The following is a 14,963-nucleotide window of genomic DNA, read 5'->3' as shown; positions in this document are numbered from 1 at the left end:
ATAACTTACCGATGGATCTTTTTCAATGTTCTTTTTGTTAGGATTCTTTGTACTTGGATGTGTTTTGCATCTGTAAGGGGAAAAAATAAAAAAACAATCGAACCCAAGATAAAGAAAAAACCAACTCCTGGACCAAAAATCATAGCAAGGCGAAATCCTACTTCACTTGATTGTTCGGTAAGTCCATTTTGAAAACCAATGAAATCGAGTAAAAAACCCGTGAGTGCGATTCCAAAGGCTTGGGAAAATTTTACACCCATCTTCCAAAGTCCAAAATAGAGGCCTTCCCGTTTTTCACCCGTTTTGTATTCATCATAGTCGACAACATCTGTTAGGATGGAATCCATAATGAGAATGGATCCAGCAAAGATCCCTCCAAAAAAAGCTGCGATGAGAGGGGGCCTTAGTTCTCCATAAGGGAATAAGGGATACACAATTACCGTTAGAAGGCCTAGTCCAAATACACCGAAAAATGCAGGGATTTTTTTCCCTATCCTTTTGGAGATCCAAACCCAAAAACCAATGGATAACATGAGTACAAGAAAAAAAGGCAATAAGATATTGATGACTACCTGGGATTCCTTTAGGCCCAATCGGTATTCATAATAGTACAAGGCAATTGCGGAGTTAAACGTTCTTCCAATCGTTGCTATCACAAAAGCAAATAATAATATGAGAAACATTTTGTTTTTTAAGACAGAACCAAATGACATAAAGAATGGGAGTTGTTTCGTTTTGTCAGATTGGATTGTATCTTTTCCCTTTGTCACTAAAAAGGTGATGACTGAAGATACAAGGATTACGAGAGAAACTATTTCCCCAGCTACAGTCCGTGAGGTGATGATGTTTTCCTTGGCACTTTCATCACCTAGAGATTGTAAGATGGCAGCTGGTACAATCATTCCAATTAACATTCCAATGTTACTAAAGAATAACCTCCAACCAAACACAGAAGTTCGTTCGTTTCGTTCAAAACTTAGTTCTCCACCAAGTGCAATATGAGGAACTGAGATAATTGTCATCGCTGTATTTACTAAAAGATAAACACTGAGTAAATATGAAAATTTACCCAGTTGGGAAGAAATGGATGGGGGCGAAAAAAGTAAAAGAACTGATATGGATAATAAAATTCCACCAATGAAGATATAAGGTCTTCGTCTTCCAAAACGAGTGATGGTATGGTCAGAAATCCGGCCCATGAGTGGGTCACTAATTGCATCCCAAATCACTGAAATTGACAATGCAATTCCTGCTAAACTGGAATTGAGTCCTACAATCTCTGTATAGTATTTGAGAAGATAAATTTGAGTAAAAAGTTGAACGGCTGTTATGCCAGTCTCTGCAAACCCATATCCCATTTTAATGGGAAGTTTTAGTTTAGAATGGTTCATTCATGTTTCCAAGTATTTGACGGTCGAAACCACGTTTTTTGGGAAATAAATTGGCTTTTAGAAACAAAAGGAGAATGCTTTTTTAATCTTTTTCAAACTTGTTCATTCTGTTTCATAAGAGATTCGAATGATAGAAATGTCATCAATGACTTGGCCAATCGAATCAATTTCACTAATAATGGATTCTAATTTTCCTTTTGTGTTTTCCACAATTTCTAAAAAAATTTCATCTTCTGAGAGAACTTCCCACTCTCCTTCATCATTTTTGGTGAGAAGGTCATCTTTTCCATCTGATCCAATGAATAGTACGTCATTGGGTTGGAGTTGGAATTCATTGACCTCTTTTATGGGGAGGGCTCCTAGTGTGCCTAGTTTGCGATAGGATACAATGGGATATAAAAAGTTGGCTTTACCATTTCGCAGTAGTACGATCATGGGGTGTTCTGCATTCAGAAAAAACAATTTTCCTGTTTTTTCTTCGATGAGACCCATACTTAAGGAAACTAACATCGTTCCATCAAAGGTCTCAAAAATCAATTGCAGTTCTTGTAAATTGGACCTTAGCCAGTCTTCAGGACTTTGGTTTTTAAAACCAGGATCTGTTTTTGTTCGTTGAACGATGGATTGGAATACAGATCCAAATACCAGTGCTCCGCCAGCACCTTGCATGGATTTTCCCATTGCATCAGCATTTACAAACAAAAGGTATTTTTGTTCGTTTAGATAAATTGTGTGAGAGATATTAATATCCCCACCAATTTCATATTTCTGATTTTTAAATTCAAAAGACTTTTTTTGGCGAAGGAAATGATTCACCAAAAACTGTTTGCTTTTCGTATCCTGGATGGTAAATGGATTTAATAATTGGTAAATTAAGTAATAATCACCATCTTGTTGCACCTTTAATTTGCTAATATCAATTAAGGATTGGTTTAATTCATCAGTACGAAGTGTAACTTTTTCTTCTAATCCTTCGTTTAGATTTCGAATCTCAGCATACATATTTTTAAGGGTGCCAATGACAGAATTTAAATAGAACGCTTGTTTTGCGAAATCATCACTGGATTTTGGAGTAACAATGACATCAAAATTTCCTTTGGCAAGTTCCCCGAGCGAACGACTTGTTTCATTCAAACCCTCATTCACTGATTTTGCGACTACATAGGAACAAACGATTAGAGGGATGATGAATATAAAGGAAACAGTCACTATGGGAATCATTGGATCTTTGACTGCAATTTCACCAGTTGCCAAGGAATATAAAATATAAGAAAAAATCACAAAGGGAAGGGCGGCCAAACTAAAAAATGCCACAAGGATTCTTGTGAAATAATTAAATTTAGGAATGTCTCTCTCTTGGAGTTCTACATTTTTAAACTGAGGTAAGTCGAACAGGTTTCGAATTGCACTTTCACTGATAAAATAATAAGTAACAAAGGAAATTGGAGCAATCATGACAAACGTAAAGATCGCTGATCTAGCTACCGATGGTGTATATTCTACTAAATAAAAAAACAATAAACTGATTGGAATCACACCAGATAACCAGCGTATTACGATGATGATAGCTTCAATCAGAGGGTAACGAAAAAGGAGGATTTTAACCGATTTGGCATATTCCTTCTCCTCCAAAGTGAGTGGAATGGAAGAATCGGAAATTGGTTTCATTTTTTCGATTTTGGCAAATAGGTATTTTAAGAGTAAGTGTCGAACAAAAGTTCCTAAGAGGCCAATCCCAGTGGCAAACACGAGACATAACGCAATGAAGATTTTCCAATGGTTTGGCTCCATCTTTTGTGTGATGATCGCATAATAAACGGCAAATGGTACAGGAACCGTATGTGTGAATGCCTCCAGTTTTATGGTGAGATCCCAGAATAATGTTTTCCTGTTTCTATTCATTTTAGTGGAAACTGTCACCAAGGACGATACTATATCATAAAAATTAAATCAAGATATTCGGAAATTTTAATCGTAAGATTTGTTTCCATTTTTTTGTTCGTTCCTGTTCGGTTGGGAACTGGGTTTCCCATTCCGTTAAGATTTCTTTCGCCCGAATTTGGTTTTCTTTTTCCAAATACAATCGAATCAGATGAAATGTATTTTTGGCAGCTTTTGGTTCTCTGAGTCGGATCCGCTCGGCGATTTCGATTGCTTGGTCTAACCTTCCCGCTTTCCGAAGTAAAATTGAACTTAATTCCATAAAACTAAGATCATACGGGTGACTTTCTAAATACACCTGCGCATGTTCGGTGGCTTCAATATAATCTTTTCGTTTGAAGTGAAGTTTTGCGAGTAATTTGTGAAATCGTTTGTTGGTGATTGGTTGTGATAGAATCTGTTTTTGAAGGGAATCAATAGCCGCATCAATATTCCCAACTTCCACTAGTTTTTTTGCTGTCTGATATGATTTTGATACATCTGTATTCGAAACTGTATCTAAATTTCCCTTATAATAAACTCTAATGAGCGATAAATCGTCAGTGATCTCACCATTTTTGGTTAATACTTTAAAAATTGGTTCTAATTCACCTTTACCCTGTTCAACGTAGGATAAAATTAAATTTTCGTCTTGGTTGATTTGTCTTTGGTTGGATTCGTTTTGTTCATTAAAGAGTAATAAATCATCCCTTCCATCGGATCCACTGATGATTTTATCTCCAGGTAATAACCGAAAGGTTTTGATAAAAATTCCAGAATTGAGACCTTTGGTTCCTAATTTTCGGTAACTCAGTTCATTTTCCAAAAAACTTGCTTTTTCATCTCGGTATAAGATGAGCCATGGGTGTTCTGCATTGATAAAATATAAAAATCCTGTTTCTTCTTCAATCAGCCCAATTACAAGAGATACCAACATACTTCCATCAAATCCTTCAAAGATTTTGTGCATTTCAATGAAGGCATTTTTTAACCATCGTTCTGGTGATTGGTTGAATGTGGCGGAAGATAAATAGGTTCTTTCAATGATTGATTGGAAAACAGCTCCGAGTACAAGGGCACCTCCTGCACCTTGCATCGATTTTCCCATTGCATCAGAGTTTACAAAGACAGAGAATTTTTTTCCTTGTAGAATGACATTATGGGCAATGTTTAGATCACCACCAATCTCATATTCTTTACCTTTGAATTCGAATTTCTTTTTTTGTTTTAAGAGAAAATCAATGCTCACAAGTTCACTACTCACTTGATTTTTCCCAAGTGGTTTTAGAAGCAAATGTGTCAAAAAATAATCTCCGTCCTGTTGGAACTTCAGTTTTTTCACTTCCTCCAAAGAGTTTTCTAATTCCATTGTTCTTTCTTTGACTTTACTTTCTAATCCAACATTTAAAGTAAAAATTTCAGTATACATTGTGTTCAGTTGTTGTATGACACGGTTTAAGTGGAATGACTGTTGTCCAAAATCATCTCCAGAAGAAGGCATAGAAACAACTGAAAAATTTCCTTTGGAAAGTTCATCTAGGATGTGGCTAGTTTCACCTAATCCCTGTCTGACGGCTTTTGCTACCAAATAGGCAACAAAAACTAAAGGAAATATAAATATGATACCAATAATCAAAACTTGTAGTGATGGGTTTTGGACATTTAAATTTCCGTTTGCACTTGAGATTAACATGTATCCAAGAACTGTAACAGGTAACGCAGCAAGGGCAAAAAATGAAATTAGAATCCTTTTGAAATAATCAAATTTTGGGATTTCATTAGGTTCGATCGCAATGGGACGGATGAGTGGAAGTTTAAATAAATTTCGGAAAGCATTTTCTGTGATGAAGTAATAGGCAACGAAGGAAATGGGTGGAATCATCACCATATAAAGGATAAACGTTGTCCATAAAGTAGGTCGGTATAAATCAAAAAAGGGTGTAGAAAAGAAAATAAGCCCTACACCAACAAACCAGCGAATGATGATGATAAATCCTTCATAAAAAGGATATCGGTATAAAAACAGTTTAAGTTCTTTTGCTTTTGAATTAGATCCAATTGTATAAGTTTCTTTGTTTTTTTCGAATTGGAGAGATTCAAATTGGTTGGATAATTTTTTAAGTGTGAGGTATCTCCATAAGCACCCTCCTAATACCATTAAGGTTCCACTGGTAATGCATAAAACTAAAAATAACAGCCATTCGTTTATGCTATATTCTTGTGTGATGGAAGCCATATAGATCGCAAATGGAACAGGGACCAAATGTGTGAACGCTTCTAAACGGATAGTAAGAGGTAAAAATATAGTTTTAAACATGAAGGATTTAGAATATCGTAGGAGATTTTAATAAAAAATGGGAATTGTCAAGTCATTGCAGAAGAATCATTCTTAGTTTGATTCTATTTTGCTTGCTAAATAAGGTCTTTACCTAAATCCTTTCTCCATCTCCCTAAAACTGGATCCATCATCCGTGCGCAAAAATTTACCAGTCACTCAACATGAAGTAGAATTCCAAGAAGGAACAAAGATTACTTCCAAGACAGATTTAAAAGGAATCATCACATATGTGAACGAAGACTTCTTTAAGATTAGTGGATATACGCAAGAAGAACTCATCGGCCAACCTCATAATCTCATTCGACATCCCGATATGCCTGGGGAAGCCTTTCGTGATTTATGGGAGACGGTTAAATCCCAGAATTCATGGGTAGGACTCGTTAAAAATCGCTGTAAAAATGGTGATTATTACTGGGTCGATGCCAATGTTTCTCCTGTTTACGAAGACGGAAAACACATCGGATATATGTCGGTTCGTACAAAAGCGACGAAAGAACAAATCCAAAAAGCTGAAGTCTTGTATGCAAAGTTGAATCATGGACAAACGAACGAGTCACTACGGTTTGGGAAATTGTCTGCCATTTCTAGTGAATTAGTTTATTTCATTCAATCCTTCATTAGTTTGGTTTTATTACTATTCTTTGGTTCTTCCTATTTTATAAACATTCCATCCATTCATAACCCATGGTGTTTTGGAGTTGGGGTTCTTGTTTTTTCTTTGAGTTTTATATTAGGATATTTTAAAATACAAAAAAACAAAAATTCTTTTTTAAGAGTAATCGAATATTTAAAAAACTTGTACAAAGGTAATTTGAAGTTTGATGTTTATACAGATAACGGTGGTAGTTACTCTGAAGTATTGAATCTAATTAAAAAAACACAGTTTGAATTCCGTGGGATGATTTCGCAACTCATTGGAAATGCTGAAATTGTAAAAACCCAAATCAAAGGACTCACAAAAGCAGTAGAACATATCCATGTTGCTTTCCAAGAGTTATCTTTTGCCATGCAATCATTATCTGAATCCAGTAATGTGACAAAAGAGAGTTCTGAAAGTATCTTCCACCAAATGGATGCTCTCAACCATTTGATCCAAAGCATTCGATCGGAAGCAATGGCAGTTAAATTTGAATCAACCAATGCACATCACATTGCTATGGAAGGAAAAAATCGTTCCGACAAGGCTATGTCCCAATTTTTAAAAGCAAAACATCAGATTTTTAAAACTTCTGAATCAATCAAAGACCTTGGTGAGAAAACAAAAGTCATCCGAAAGATCACAGAAACTATTGCTGCCATTTCAGAAAAAACCAACTTACTTTCCTTAAATGCATCAATCGAATCTGCAAGAGCAGGTGATGCAGGAAAAGGTTTTGCAGTGGTTGCCGGTGAAGTAGGACTTCTTGCGGAACAATCAAAAAAATCGGCAAAAGAAATCTCATTATTTATCAGTGAGCTCACTTCTAAAATTTTGCAAACTGTAACAGATATTGAAGAAGGTTTAAGTGAAGTGGAATTAGGATCCAATGAATTTGAAACAGTGCAAGCTGAGATGGGAAAAATTCTATCCAACTCTGAGGGCACAAAACTTAGTTCCGAAAAAATCAATGGATCCACAGAAGGGACACAAGAAAAATCCACAAGTGTTCTTTTTAATATAGAGAAGATCCAAAACCAATTGACTCATACATCTTCTATCGTGGAAGAATTATCAGCAGCTGCTCATGAACAGAAACAGACAGTTGCAGCAATTGAAGAATCCATTTACAATTTAGATAAAGTGGCGGACAGATTGGATTCGGTTGCCTTTCGATTTAAATTTTAGAAAATAAAAAACCCAAAGTTTCCTTTGGGTTCATCGATGCATTAGTCTTCTGTGTTCCAACCCACTGAATAAATGACAGCAGTCGATATCGTAAAGATTGAGTAGTAAGCCACCCAAACCCATACGAGTTGCGTTGGCACAAAGTTTGTAAGAGATAATGTCCATAACATTGGCGATACAAATCCAATGATGGCTACTAAGATTCCTACTAAAAATCCACCGACAAGTCCTTGTGGTAAAGATTCTTTCATCAGTGCATAAAGGAATCCAAAGGATAGTGTGAATAACAAATCGCTGAAAACAGGTCCAAGCCAGAAAACATCCGTGATAGGGATAAATATCGATTTTAATGTTGGATCAAAGTAAAACTTTGCAAAAAACAACATACGAACGGGGATCGACACTGCTTCCCAAAACGAAAAGGCAAGGAGGAACCGGACCAAAATCCGATTCCATTTTTCTGTATTCAGCGAATTCACAAGTTTACTTCCCTAAGATGAACACGAAGTTCGTTGTTGCTGATCCACCAATATTGAGCATCAGACCATTCTTAGCCCCTTTTACTTGGTAGTCACCAGCTGTGTTTGTGACTTGTTTGTAGAGGTCGAGCATCATACGAACACCAGATGCGCCAACTGGGTGACCCACACCGATCAGTCCACCAGATGGATTGATTGGTTTTTTACCACCAAAGTCAATGGTTCCTTCTTCGATCGCGATGTGTTCTTTTCCTGGTTCTGAGATTCCAAAAGCAGAAATCGCAGCATACTCAGAAGAAGTAAAACAGTCATGTGTTTCAAACACATCGATGTTTTTTACATCTAGGTCAGCACGTTTGTAAGCATCTTTTACTGTTTGGCGAGTCCATGGAAGGATGTATTTGTCCCCAACAGATTCCTGTTTTTTTGCTTCAAATGTAATTGGTGCCACTCGGTGACCCCATCCTTTGACTCGAGGGATGTCATCAATTTTACGGCCAGTTTTTTTAGCGTATTCTTTCGTGTAATCTTTTGAAGCAAGGATGGTTACAGCAGCACCATCTGTTACTTGTGAACAGTCAGTGATACAAAGTCTTCCACCGACAGCCATATTGTTATCACCACCACGAGCCATCGCATGTTCCTTGTTCATGAACCATGTGCGAGTTTGTGCTTTGGGGTTACGTTTTGCGTTTGCGTAGTTGATACGAGAAATTTCAGCAAGAGCATCCATAAAACGTTCTTCTTTCAGTTCGTAACGCTCAAGGATTACGTCAGCTAATTTTCCGAAAAGTTTAGGGAAAGGAAATTGAACTCCCTTCGCTTCTTTTTCGTAATAAGCAGCAGTTCCAAGGAAGTCACCACCCACAGAAGAAGAAACAGTTTTCATCACTTCCACACCAAGAACAATCGCTAGATCGTAGTCTTCAGCACGGATATGTGTGATCGCTGCATCAAGTGCAACCGATCCAGAAGCACAAGCTGCTTCGTAACGAGCACCAGGAACACCATAAAGAGCAGGGTTTACTTCTGTAAGGAAAGCACCCAAATGTCCTTGGTTTGCATACTGTTCTGCATCAAAGTTTCCAACAAAAACAGCCACACGGTTTTCTTTGTTCAATCGTTTGATTTCATCATAACTAATGCCAACTTTTTCAAGAGCATCATCTAATACTTCACGCATCATGGACATGAAGGTTTTTCCTTCTTTTGTCCAATTTCTTTGGAAGTCGGTTTGTTCCCCGCCTAGTACAAATACTTTTTCACTCATATGATACTCCTAATTAACCTTTGAAAAGAGACCTTGCGTCTAGTTTCTCGCCAAGTTCGTAGAACTTTTTGCCTTCTTTTGCGTCTTTTAAAAGTTTTGGAACTGGTATTTTAGACTGCTCCATCATCTTAATTGTTTCTTTTGGTCCACCAAGGAAATCAACAAATGCAGACGCAGGAACCCAGTTAAAACCAAAACCCATTGCTCCATCAGTGTTTTCTTTTGTATCCACTACTTCTCCTACGAGAGAGAGCGAATAACTGATGTAACGTGAAATGAAGTAACGTGCGATTTCTGCTTCGAAACCAGATGCATTTTTCACGATGTCCATAGCACCTTTGTAATCGGAGTCTTTGATTTTTTGGCGAGCTTCTTTGATAAAAGGAATATCAAATTTTGGGTACGGATCGTACTCACCAGTTTTGATATTGTAAACAAACTTCTCACGTTTTCCGTCAGCGTGTTTCACAACTTTAGTGAGACCACCGCCAGATTTCATACCGAGTTTGCCAGCATCGATTAACTTTTGGAAGTAACCAGGAAGTTTAAATGTTTCGTGAGCTTCGTCTTTTGTATTGTCGTAGATGTTGTCAACGATGGCTTTGTGAACATCAAGTCCAACGAAGTCAGCAGTTGCCAGTGGGCCCATTGCACGTCCAGTGTAACCAGACATGATTTCGTCCATAAGGGCGATTCCACCTTTGTCAGCATACTTTTCTGCAAAGTGAGCTACTTCGTTCATCAACTGAAATCCAATTCGGTTTCCAGCAAATGCAGGTGTGTCGTTTGTATAAACCACAGCACGGCCGAGTACTTTTTCTAAGTATTCACCTAACGCTTGTGTAACTTTTTTGTCATTTCCAGAGTGAGTTACGAGTTCACAAAGGATCATTTTATAAGGAGGGTTAAAAAAATGCGTTCCGTAGTAGTGTTTTTGACCATCTTCATCGTAAGCTTTTGCCAAACGACCAATGGAAAGTCCAGAAGACACAGTGGAAACGATGGTTCCCGGACGGCGCGCTTTTGCGATACGAGTGTTGATCGGTTCTTTGACTTCGTAACTTTCCGCCACGAGTTCGAATACCCAATCTGACTCTGCGACTGCTTTTTCCAGATCCGCATCGTAGGAACCAGGGATCATTCGTGCGCGAATGGTATCCGTTTTGACGGATGCGACAGCGGCTTCGATACCCTGTTTTGCTTTTTCTACATCTCTAGCGAGCATATGGACTTTAGCGCCACCGAAGGCAGCAATAACGCCTGCACTTCCAGAACCCATGGCTCCGTTGGCACCTAAAATCGTGACAGTTTTGATTTCTCTCATGAAGGAATTTCCGAATCTAATTTTTACTTACCGTTCTAGAAAGCAGAGGTGACAGGAAAATCGTTTTTTTTTGTCAGATTTGTTACAAAATGGGGGCGGTGGGGAGTTGGGCGCGGGGTACACTTTCCCCGCCCGATTTGAGGGTGGGGAACTAGACCCGCCACCCAATGTGTCCTCTTTACCACGGCTTGCCAATCCTTACACGCTCATTCTAAAAACCCCCAATTTTAATTTCCAAAAGTTCATAGTTGGGACAGTTGGGCACCCGTGCGGGCTCACTTCGGGGTCCGCATTCGCTCCCGTCTTCGGAAAGCTTGCCTTCCGATGACCAAGCCCTACGGATCCCTGGTGCGGGGGAGTGCTTGGATGCCGAAAGGATCGGAACGAGATATGACGCAGGTTTTGAAACGAGTGACTTCTTGGTAGGGAAAGATCCAAAATTCTTACCATCTTGCCTATTTCAAACGATTTGAATCAGGAATAATCTTTGTTAACCAAATAAATTATTTGACCTAACTTATGTTTTACTGCCCTATTGTTCAATGAATTGGAAAGAAAAACTATCGTATAAACTAGTCATACTGATTTCAGCTATTAGCTTTGGAACCTTTCATAATTGTATCGCCTTTGTGAAATATGAAAATCCGCTAATTGAAAAAACACCTAAGCCCGAATTCAAAGACAAAAAAATCATTCTTGTTAAGTATTATGGTGACCAACTGAAAAATGGGAAATATAGTACAGATTACAGACAATTGAATTGGCTTCAAAAAGATTTAGTTGAAAAACTAAACGAATCAAATTTGTTTAAAAAAGTCATAACTGATGAAAAAGAAGCATATGACTATGTGATGTATTATGAGTCCGATATAAACGATCAAAGCTCCTCAGTTTTATTTGTATTGTCTGCTTTAACTTTCATGATTATTCCTTTTAATGTAAATTTAGATTACGATATCAAAATTTCACTATACGATTCTAAAAACGTACGCCTAACATCGAAACAAGAGAAAATCAATGCTAATGGGTATGCAGGTTGGTTACTAATACCAATTTCACCACTATATTTTATTCAAGATCCAGAAAATAAGGCCCTTGAAAATATTCTAAACAATGCATTGAATGATTGGAAATCAAAAGGATTCATCAAATGAAAAAAAAATTAATATCTATTTCGCTTCTATTGCATTTTGTCTATTGTGCAGAACTTCCACGAATACAATATAAAAATTCAAAAAATGGAAGGTTCAATATGACATTGGAAGTCATTGAGCCTGGGATCACGACCGATAGTTTTAGTAAGGGTAGTTCTCAAATTTCAACGCGAGCCGTCTTGAGAAAGGGACTGATTGAATCAGACTTATTCAAATCGATTGTAAATTTTAATGGCGATCTTCAGCTTCGTGTTTTGAATAATGAAAAAGAAGAAGTGCAAGAGTTTAATGGTTTCAACGCTAAACATAAGCTAAGTTTGACTTTTATTCTCCTGAAGGATAAAAAGGAAATTTTTTCAAATACCTATTCAGCTGATGAAACTGCGACTACAATCGAAAAGTTTAGTGGAAATCAGCGAGTGGGGTATGCTACCATTAAAGCTACTGCTCGCTGCTTAGAACAATTTTTAGAGGACATTTCCAAACAAAAATTTTGAACCCATATTGATGTATCAAATTTTTGAATCTAAATTAAATATCCAATCCATGCGCCAGCGGTAGTAGCGGAAATCCTTTCGCTTTTGCGAAAGATTGGAGCGGATAACGCGGTCGTTCATCGATTGATTCTACATGTTCGAAAGATTTCGAGGCGCCCAAAAGGAAAATCAAAAACTCTTTTTGGGCTTTGTTTTTAAACTCGTTATTTCAATTTTTCTTGGATTCCTCTTTCCAAAAACTCAGTAAATTCAATTTGCCTGTTAATGAAGGTTAGGTTGTATCGGCTTTCGTAAAAAAGAAGTGCACTGGCAAAAAACAAACAGATCCCACCAGAAAGAGCAACCACAGTGGGAATCCAATTGAGCTCTTTTGCAAAAGCAAGTGTAAACGCAAGAGCCAAACTGGAAATGATAAATAAAGATGTTGCTAAGTATAAAAATGCCATCGATCGTTGGATGAGAACTGCGCGTTTTTTTTGTACAGACAGTTGGTGTCTCATATACACCATTCTTTGTTCATGAAAACTTCGTTTTCCCTCGAGTAAAAGTTCTACTTCTGATTTCAAAAGATTCACACGATCAAAAATTCTACCAAGCCGATTCGCTGTAGAAAAAATCAAACTCGCACAAGCAGACACAAGGACAGCTGGTGTGATCATACCTGATAGGATTTCGGAATTGGAAAAAGATTCAAACATATAGATAACTTCATACAAAATTGAGATGGATATTGCTATCATTTTCTGATTGAAAATAAGTCAGAAAAGTAAATAGATTCCAATTCGTTGGGTTTCGAAAGTTGTTTCACTTTTTGGAAATCAAAACTTGCTTCCTCATACTCTCTGGAAAGGTATTTTAACCATTGTTTGATTCTACCAGTTTTGCTAATTCCATCGATACCCATTTCCATTGAATTCCAATAGTTCAGTAATAAATTTTTAATTTCGAACCATTCAAAACGATTCTTTTGGATTCCTTTAATCATCAAAGCAAGAGCAGGATTTGCAACAGCACCTCTTCCAATCATAATATCCTTACATCCTGAAATTCTTTGGCATCTGATAGCGTCTGTTACGCTCCAAATTTCTCCATTGGCAACAACTGGAATTTTTATATGTTCAGTTATTTTAGAAATCCATTCCCAATACGCAGGTGGTTTGTATCCGTCAACTTTTGTCCTGGCATGCACAACTATTTCTTTTGCCCCACCTTCTTCCAATGCTTTTGCGCAAACAAGCGCATGTTCGGTGGTGTCATAACCCAATCTCATTTTTGCAGTGACAGGAATTTCTTTTGGTACAACATTTCTAACTGCTTTTACGATCGAATACATTAAGTTTGGTTCTTTGAGTAGAGCTGCTCCACCTCGGTTTCGATTTACCGTTGGAGCAGGGCAACCAAAATTGATATCGATTCCATAAGCTCCAAGTGATGCCACCTTACTGGCGTTTTCTGCCATACAATTGATATCTGATCCTAATAATTGGACCTTAACGGGGATACCTGATTTTGTACGTGAATTTTGGTATAGTTCTGGAACATAGCGGTAAAACCGATGAGAAGGGAGGAGTGTATCATTTACTCGGATGAATTCGCTGACACATTCGTCATATCCACCTACGCGTGTTAAATTATCGCGTAAACGAAAATCAAGAAGTCCTTCCATTGGAGCAAGTAGAATACGCAAAAGAAAAAAGTTCCTATCCTGCCACTTTTCTCACTAGGGCACGGCTAATCATTCTTAATTTCGTAGAAAATGGAAGTTAATTTTAGTTAGTAATGTCAAAACTGTCGGGATTTGTAAAAGAAGTTTAATCACGCATGAAACCCTTTAGTTCTTTTCGAGAAAACTTTATGCAACTAACAAATTTTGATTGTATTCGTTCAAGGGAACTGAGTATATTTTGTTTCGCCTTATGAAAAATTGGATTTTGATACCCGTATTATTCTTATCACTGAATGGTTGTTTTACGAAAGAAGTAACGATTCCTAAAGAAAATTTAGCCCAATCTTTAGATGTGCCTGTGTATACAGATTTGTTAGAGCTTGATGAATATTTGATTCCAGTATTTACGGAAATCAAACGTCCAGTAAAAGATGGAAAACAATACCATGCGATTTTAAAAGGGAAAGAAACAGGTAAGATCCTGCGAACCATTGCTATTCTCATTGATGACAGATCGATCAATTTGAAGCCTGAAGAATACATCCATTATCCGATTTATTATGCAAGTAGTGTCTCAAGAAATTTTCGTTTTTGGCCTTATTATAGATCAACCTATGATATCAGAAGAGCATCCGACAATTCACCGGTATATATGCCAGTGTATGCTTCAGCAGGTGTTGCCTCATTGGCAGCTTTTGGTATTGCCTATGTGGCTTCCACTGGGACTGCCTTTATCGTTGGTTTAGGGAAAGGAACTTATGAGTTTACAGAAGATATTTTGGAAGGAGTTGTCATTTCGAACCAAGAAATCGTTTTAGCATACAATGACTATCTTTATGATGAAAACAATAGACTCAAATCAATTTTAACCTATTTACCATACAGGTCTATATCAAAATCTGTGATCCCATTGTATGACCGAGAAGGAAAAAAACAAATAGGGCAAATGTATCCTACATCCAAACCAATTTTAATTTCTCAATTAGATTACAATTATAAGCAAATGAGTTTGAATCCAAGTTCTGTTACGATGATTGAATACTTACCCAAAAAATTGAAAAAAACAATTTCTTTACCCGTCCGAAATAGAATTAAATAA

12 protein-coding genes are annotated in these 14,963 nt (G+C 37.3%); 4 read left to right on the top strand and 8 right to left on the bottom strand.

Annotated features, from left to right (window positions below):
- Positions 1-5 precede the first annotated feature (5 nt).
- The 3 genes from CH354_RS02305 to CH354_RS02295 form a co-directional block, all read right to left on the bottom strand.
- Positions 6-1,391 (bottom strand): MFS transporter, encoded by a 1,386-nt coding sequence (locus CH354_RS02305; RefSeq protein ID WP_100726142.1) that lies wholly within the window; start codon positions 1,389-1,391, stop codon positions 6-8.
- 102 nt (positions 1,392-1,493) lie between these two features.
- Positions 1,494-3,293 (bottom strand): SpoIIE family protein phosphatase, encoded by a 1,800-nt coding sequence (locus CH354_RS02300; protein WP_100726143.1) that lies wholly within the window; start codon positions 3,291-3,293, stop codon positions 1,494-1,496.
- A gap of 43 nt (positions 3,294-3,336) precedes the next feature.
- Positions 3,337-5,628, bottom strand: a complete 2,292-nt coding sequence (locus tag CH354_RS02295; RefSeq protein ID WP_100726144.1) for a SpoIIE family protein phosphatase — start codon at positions 5,626-5,628, stop codon at positions 3,337-3,339.
- Between the two features lie 154 nt (positions 5,629-5,782).
- Between CH354_RS02295 and CH354_RS02290 the strand changes: the two genes are divergently transcribed.
- Positions 5,783-7,474, top strand: a complete 1,692-nt coding sequence (locus CH354_RS02290) for a methyl-accepting chemotaxis protein (RefSeq protein ID WP_100726145.1) — start codon at positions 5,783-5,785, stop codon at positions 7,472-7,474.
- A 41-nt stretch (positions 7,475-7,515) separates the two neighbouring features.
- Here CH354_RS02290 and CH354_RS02285 read toward each other — a convergent pair whose 3' ends face one another.
- Genes CH354_RS02285 through CH354_RS02275 form a run of 3 tightly spaced genes read right to left on the bottom strand, consistent with a single transcriptional unit; the run spans position 7,516 to position 10,547 of the window.
- Complete coding sequence (locus CH354_RS02285; RefSeq protein ID WP_243395927.1) at positions 7,516-7,917, bottom strand: hypothetical protein; 402 nt, start codon at positions 7,915-7,917, stop codon at positions 7,516-7,518.
- A 40-nt stretch (positions 7,918-7,957) separates the two neighbouring features.
- The gene (locus CH354_RS02280) at positions 7,958-9,223 is read right to left on the bottom strand and encodes an acetyl-CoA acetyltransferase (RefSeq protein ID WP_100726147.1); all 1,266 of its coding nucleotides are present in this window, start codon (positions 9,221-9,223) and stop codon (positions 7,958-7,960) included.
- Positions 9,224-9,236: 13 nt separating this feature from the next.
- The gene (locus CH354_RS02275; RefSeq protein ID WP_100715693.1) at positions 9,237-10,547 is read right to left on the bottom strand and encodes a 3-hydroxyacyl-CoA dehydrogenase NAD-binding domain-containing protein; all 1,311 of its coding nucleotides are present in this window, start codon (positions 10,545-10,547) and stop codon (positions 9,237-9,239) included.
- A 542-nt stretch (positions 10,548-11,089) separates the two neighbouring features.
- On the opposite strand from CH354_RS02275, the gene CH354_RS02265 reads away from it, so the two are divergent.
- A complete protein-coding gene (locus CH354_RS02265; RefSeq protein WP_100728346.1) occupies positions 11,090-11,701 on the top strand; it encodes a hypothetical protein in 612 nt (203 codons plus the stop codon).
- Positions 11,698-12,198, top strand: a complete 501-nt coding sequence (locus CH354_RS02260; protein ID WP_100726150.1) for a hypothetical protein — start codon at positions 11,698-11,700, stop codon at positions 12,196-12,198. The genes CH354_RS02265 and CH354_RS02260 overlap by 4 nt, the downstream gene beginning before the upstream one ends.
- A 203-nt stretch (positions 12,199-12,401) precedes the next feature.
- On the opposite strand, the gene CH354_RS02255 is transcribed toward CH354_RS02260, so the two are convergent.
- The gene (locus CH354_RS02255) at positions 12,402-12,896 is read right to left on the bottom strand and encodes a DUF2721 domain-containing protein (protein WP_100726430.1); all 495 of its coding nucleotides are present in this window, start codon (positions 12,894-12,896) and stop codon (positions 12,402-12,404) included.
- Positions 12,897-12,934: 38 nt separating this feature from the next.
- The gene (locus CH354_RS02250) at positions 12,935-13,885 is read right to left on the bottom strand and encodes a tRNA dihydrouridine synthase (RefSeq protein ID WP_100726151.1); all 951 of its coding nucleotides are present in this window, start codon (positions 13,883-13,885) and stop codon (positions 12,935-12,937) included.
- 229 nt (positions 13,886-14,114) lie between these two features.
- On the opposite strand from CH354_RS02250, the gene CH354_RS02245 reads away from it, so the two are divergent.
- Positions 14,115-14,963, top strand: a complete 849-nt coding sequence (locus CH354_RS02245; protein WP_165780316.1) for a hypothetical protein — start codon at positions 14,115-14,117, stop codon at positions 14,961-14,963.

The organism is Leptospira levettii, from assembly GCF_002812085.1.
Taxonomy (GTDB): domain Bacteria; phylum Spirochaetota; class Leptospiria; order Leptospirales; family Leptospiraceae; genus Leptospira_A; species Leptospira_A levettii.
This window is presented reverse-complemented; position numbering and strand designations above follow the sequence as displayed.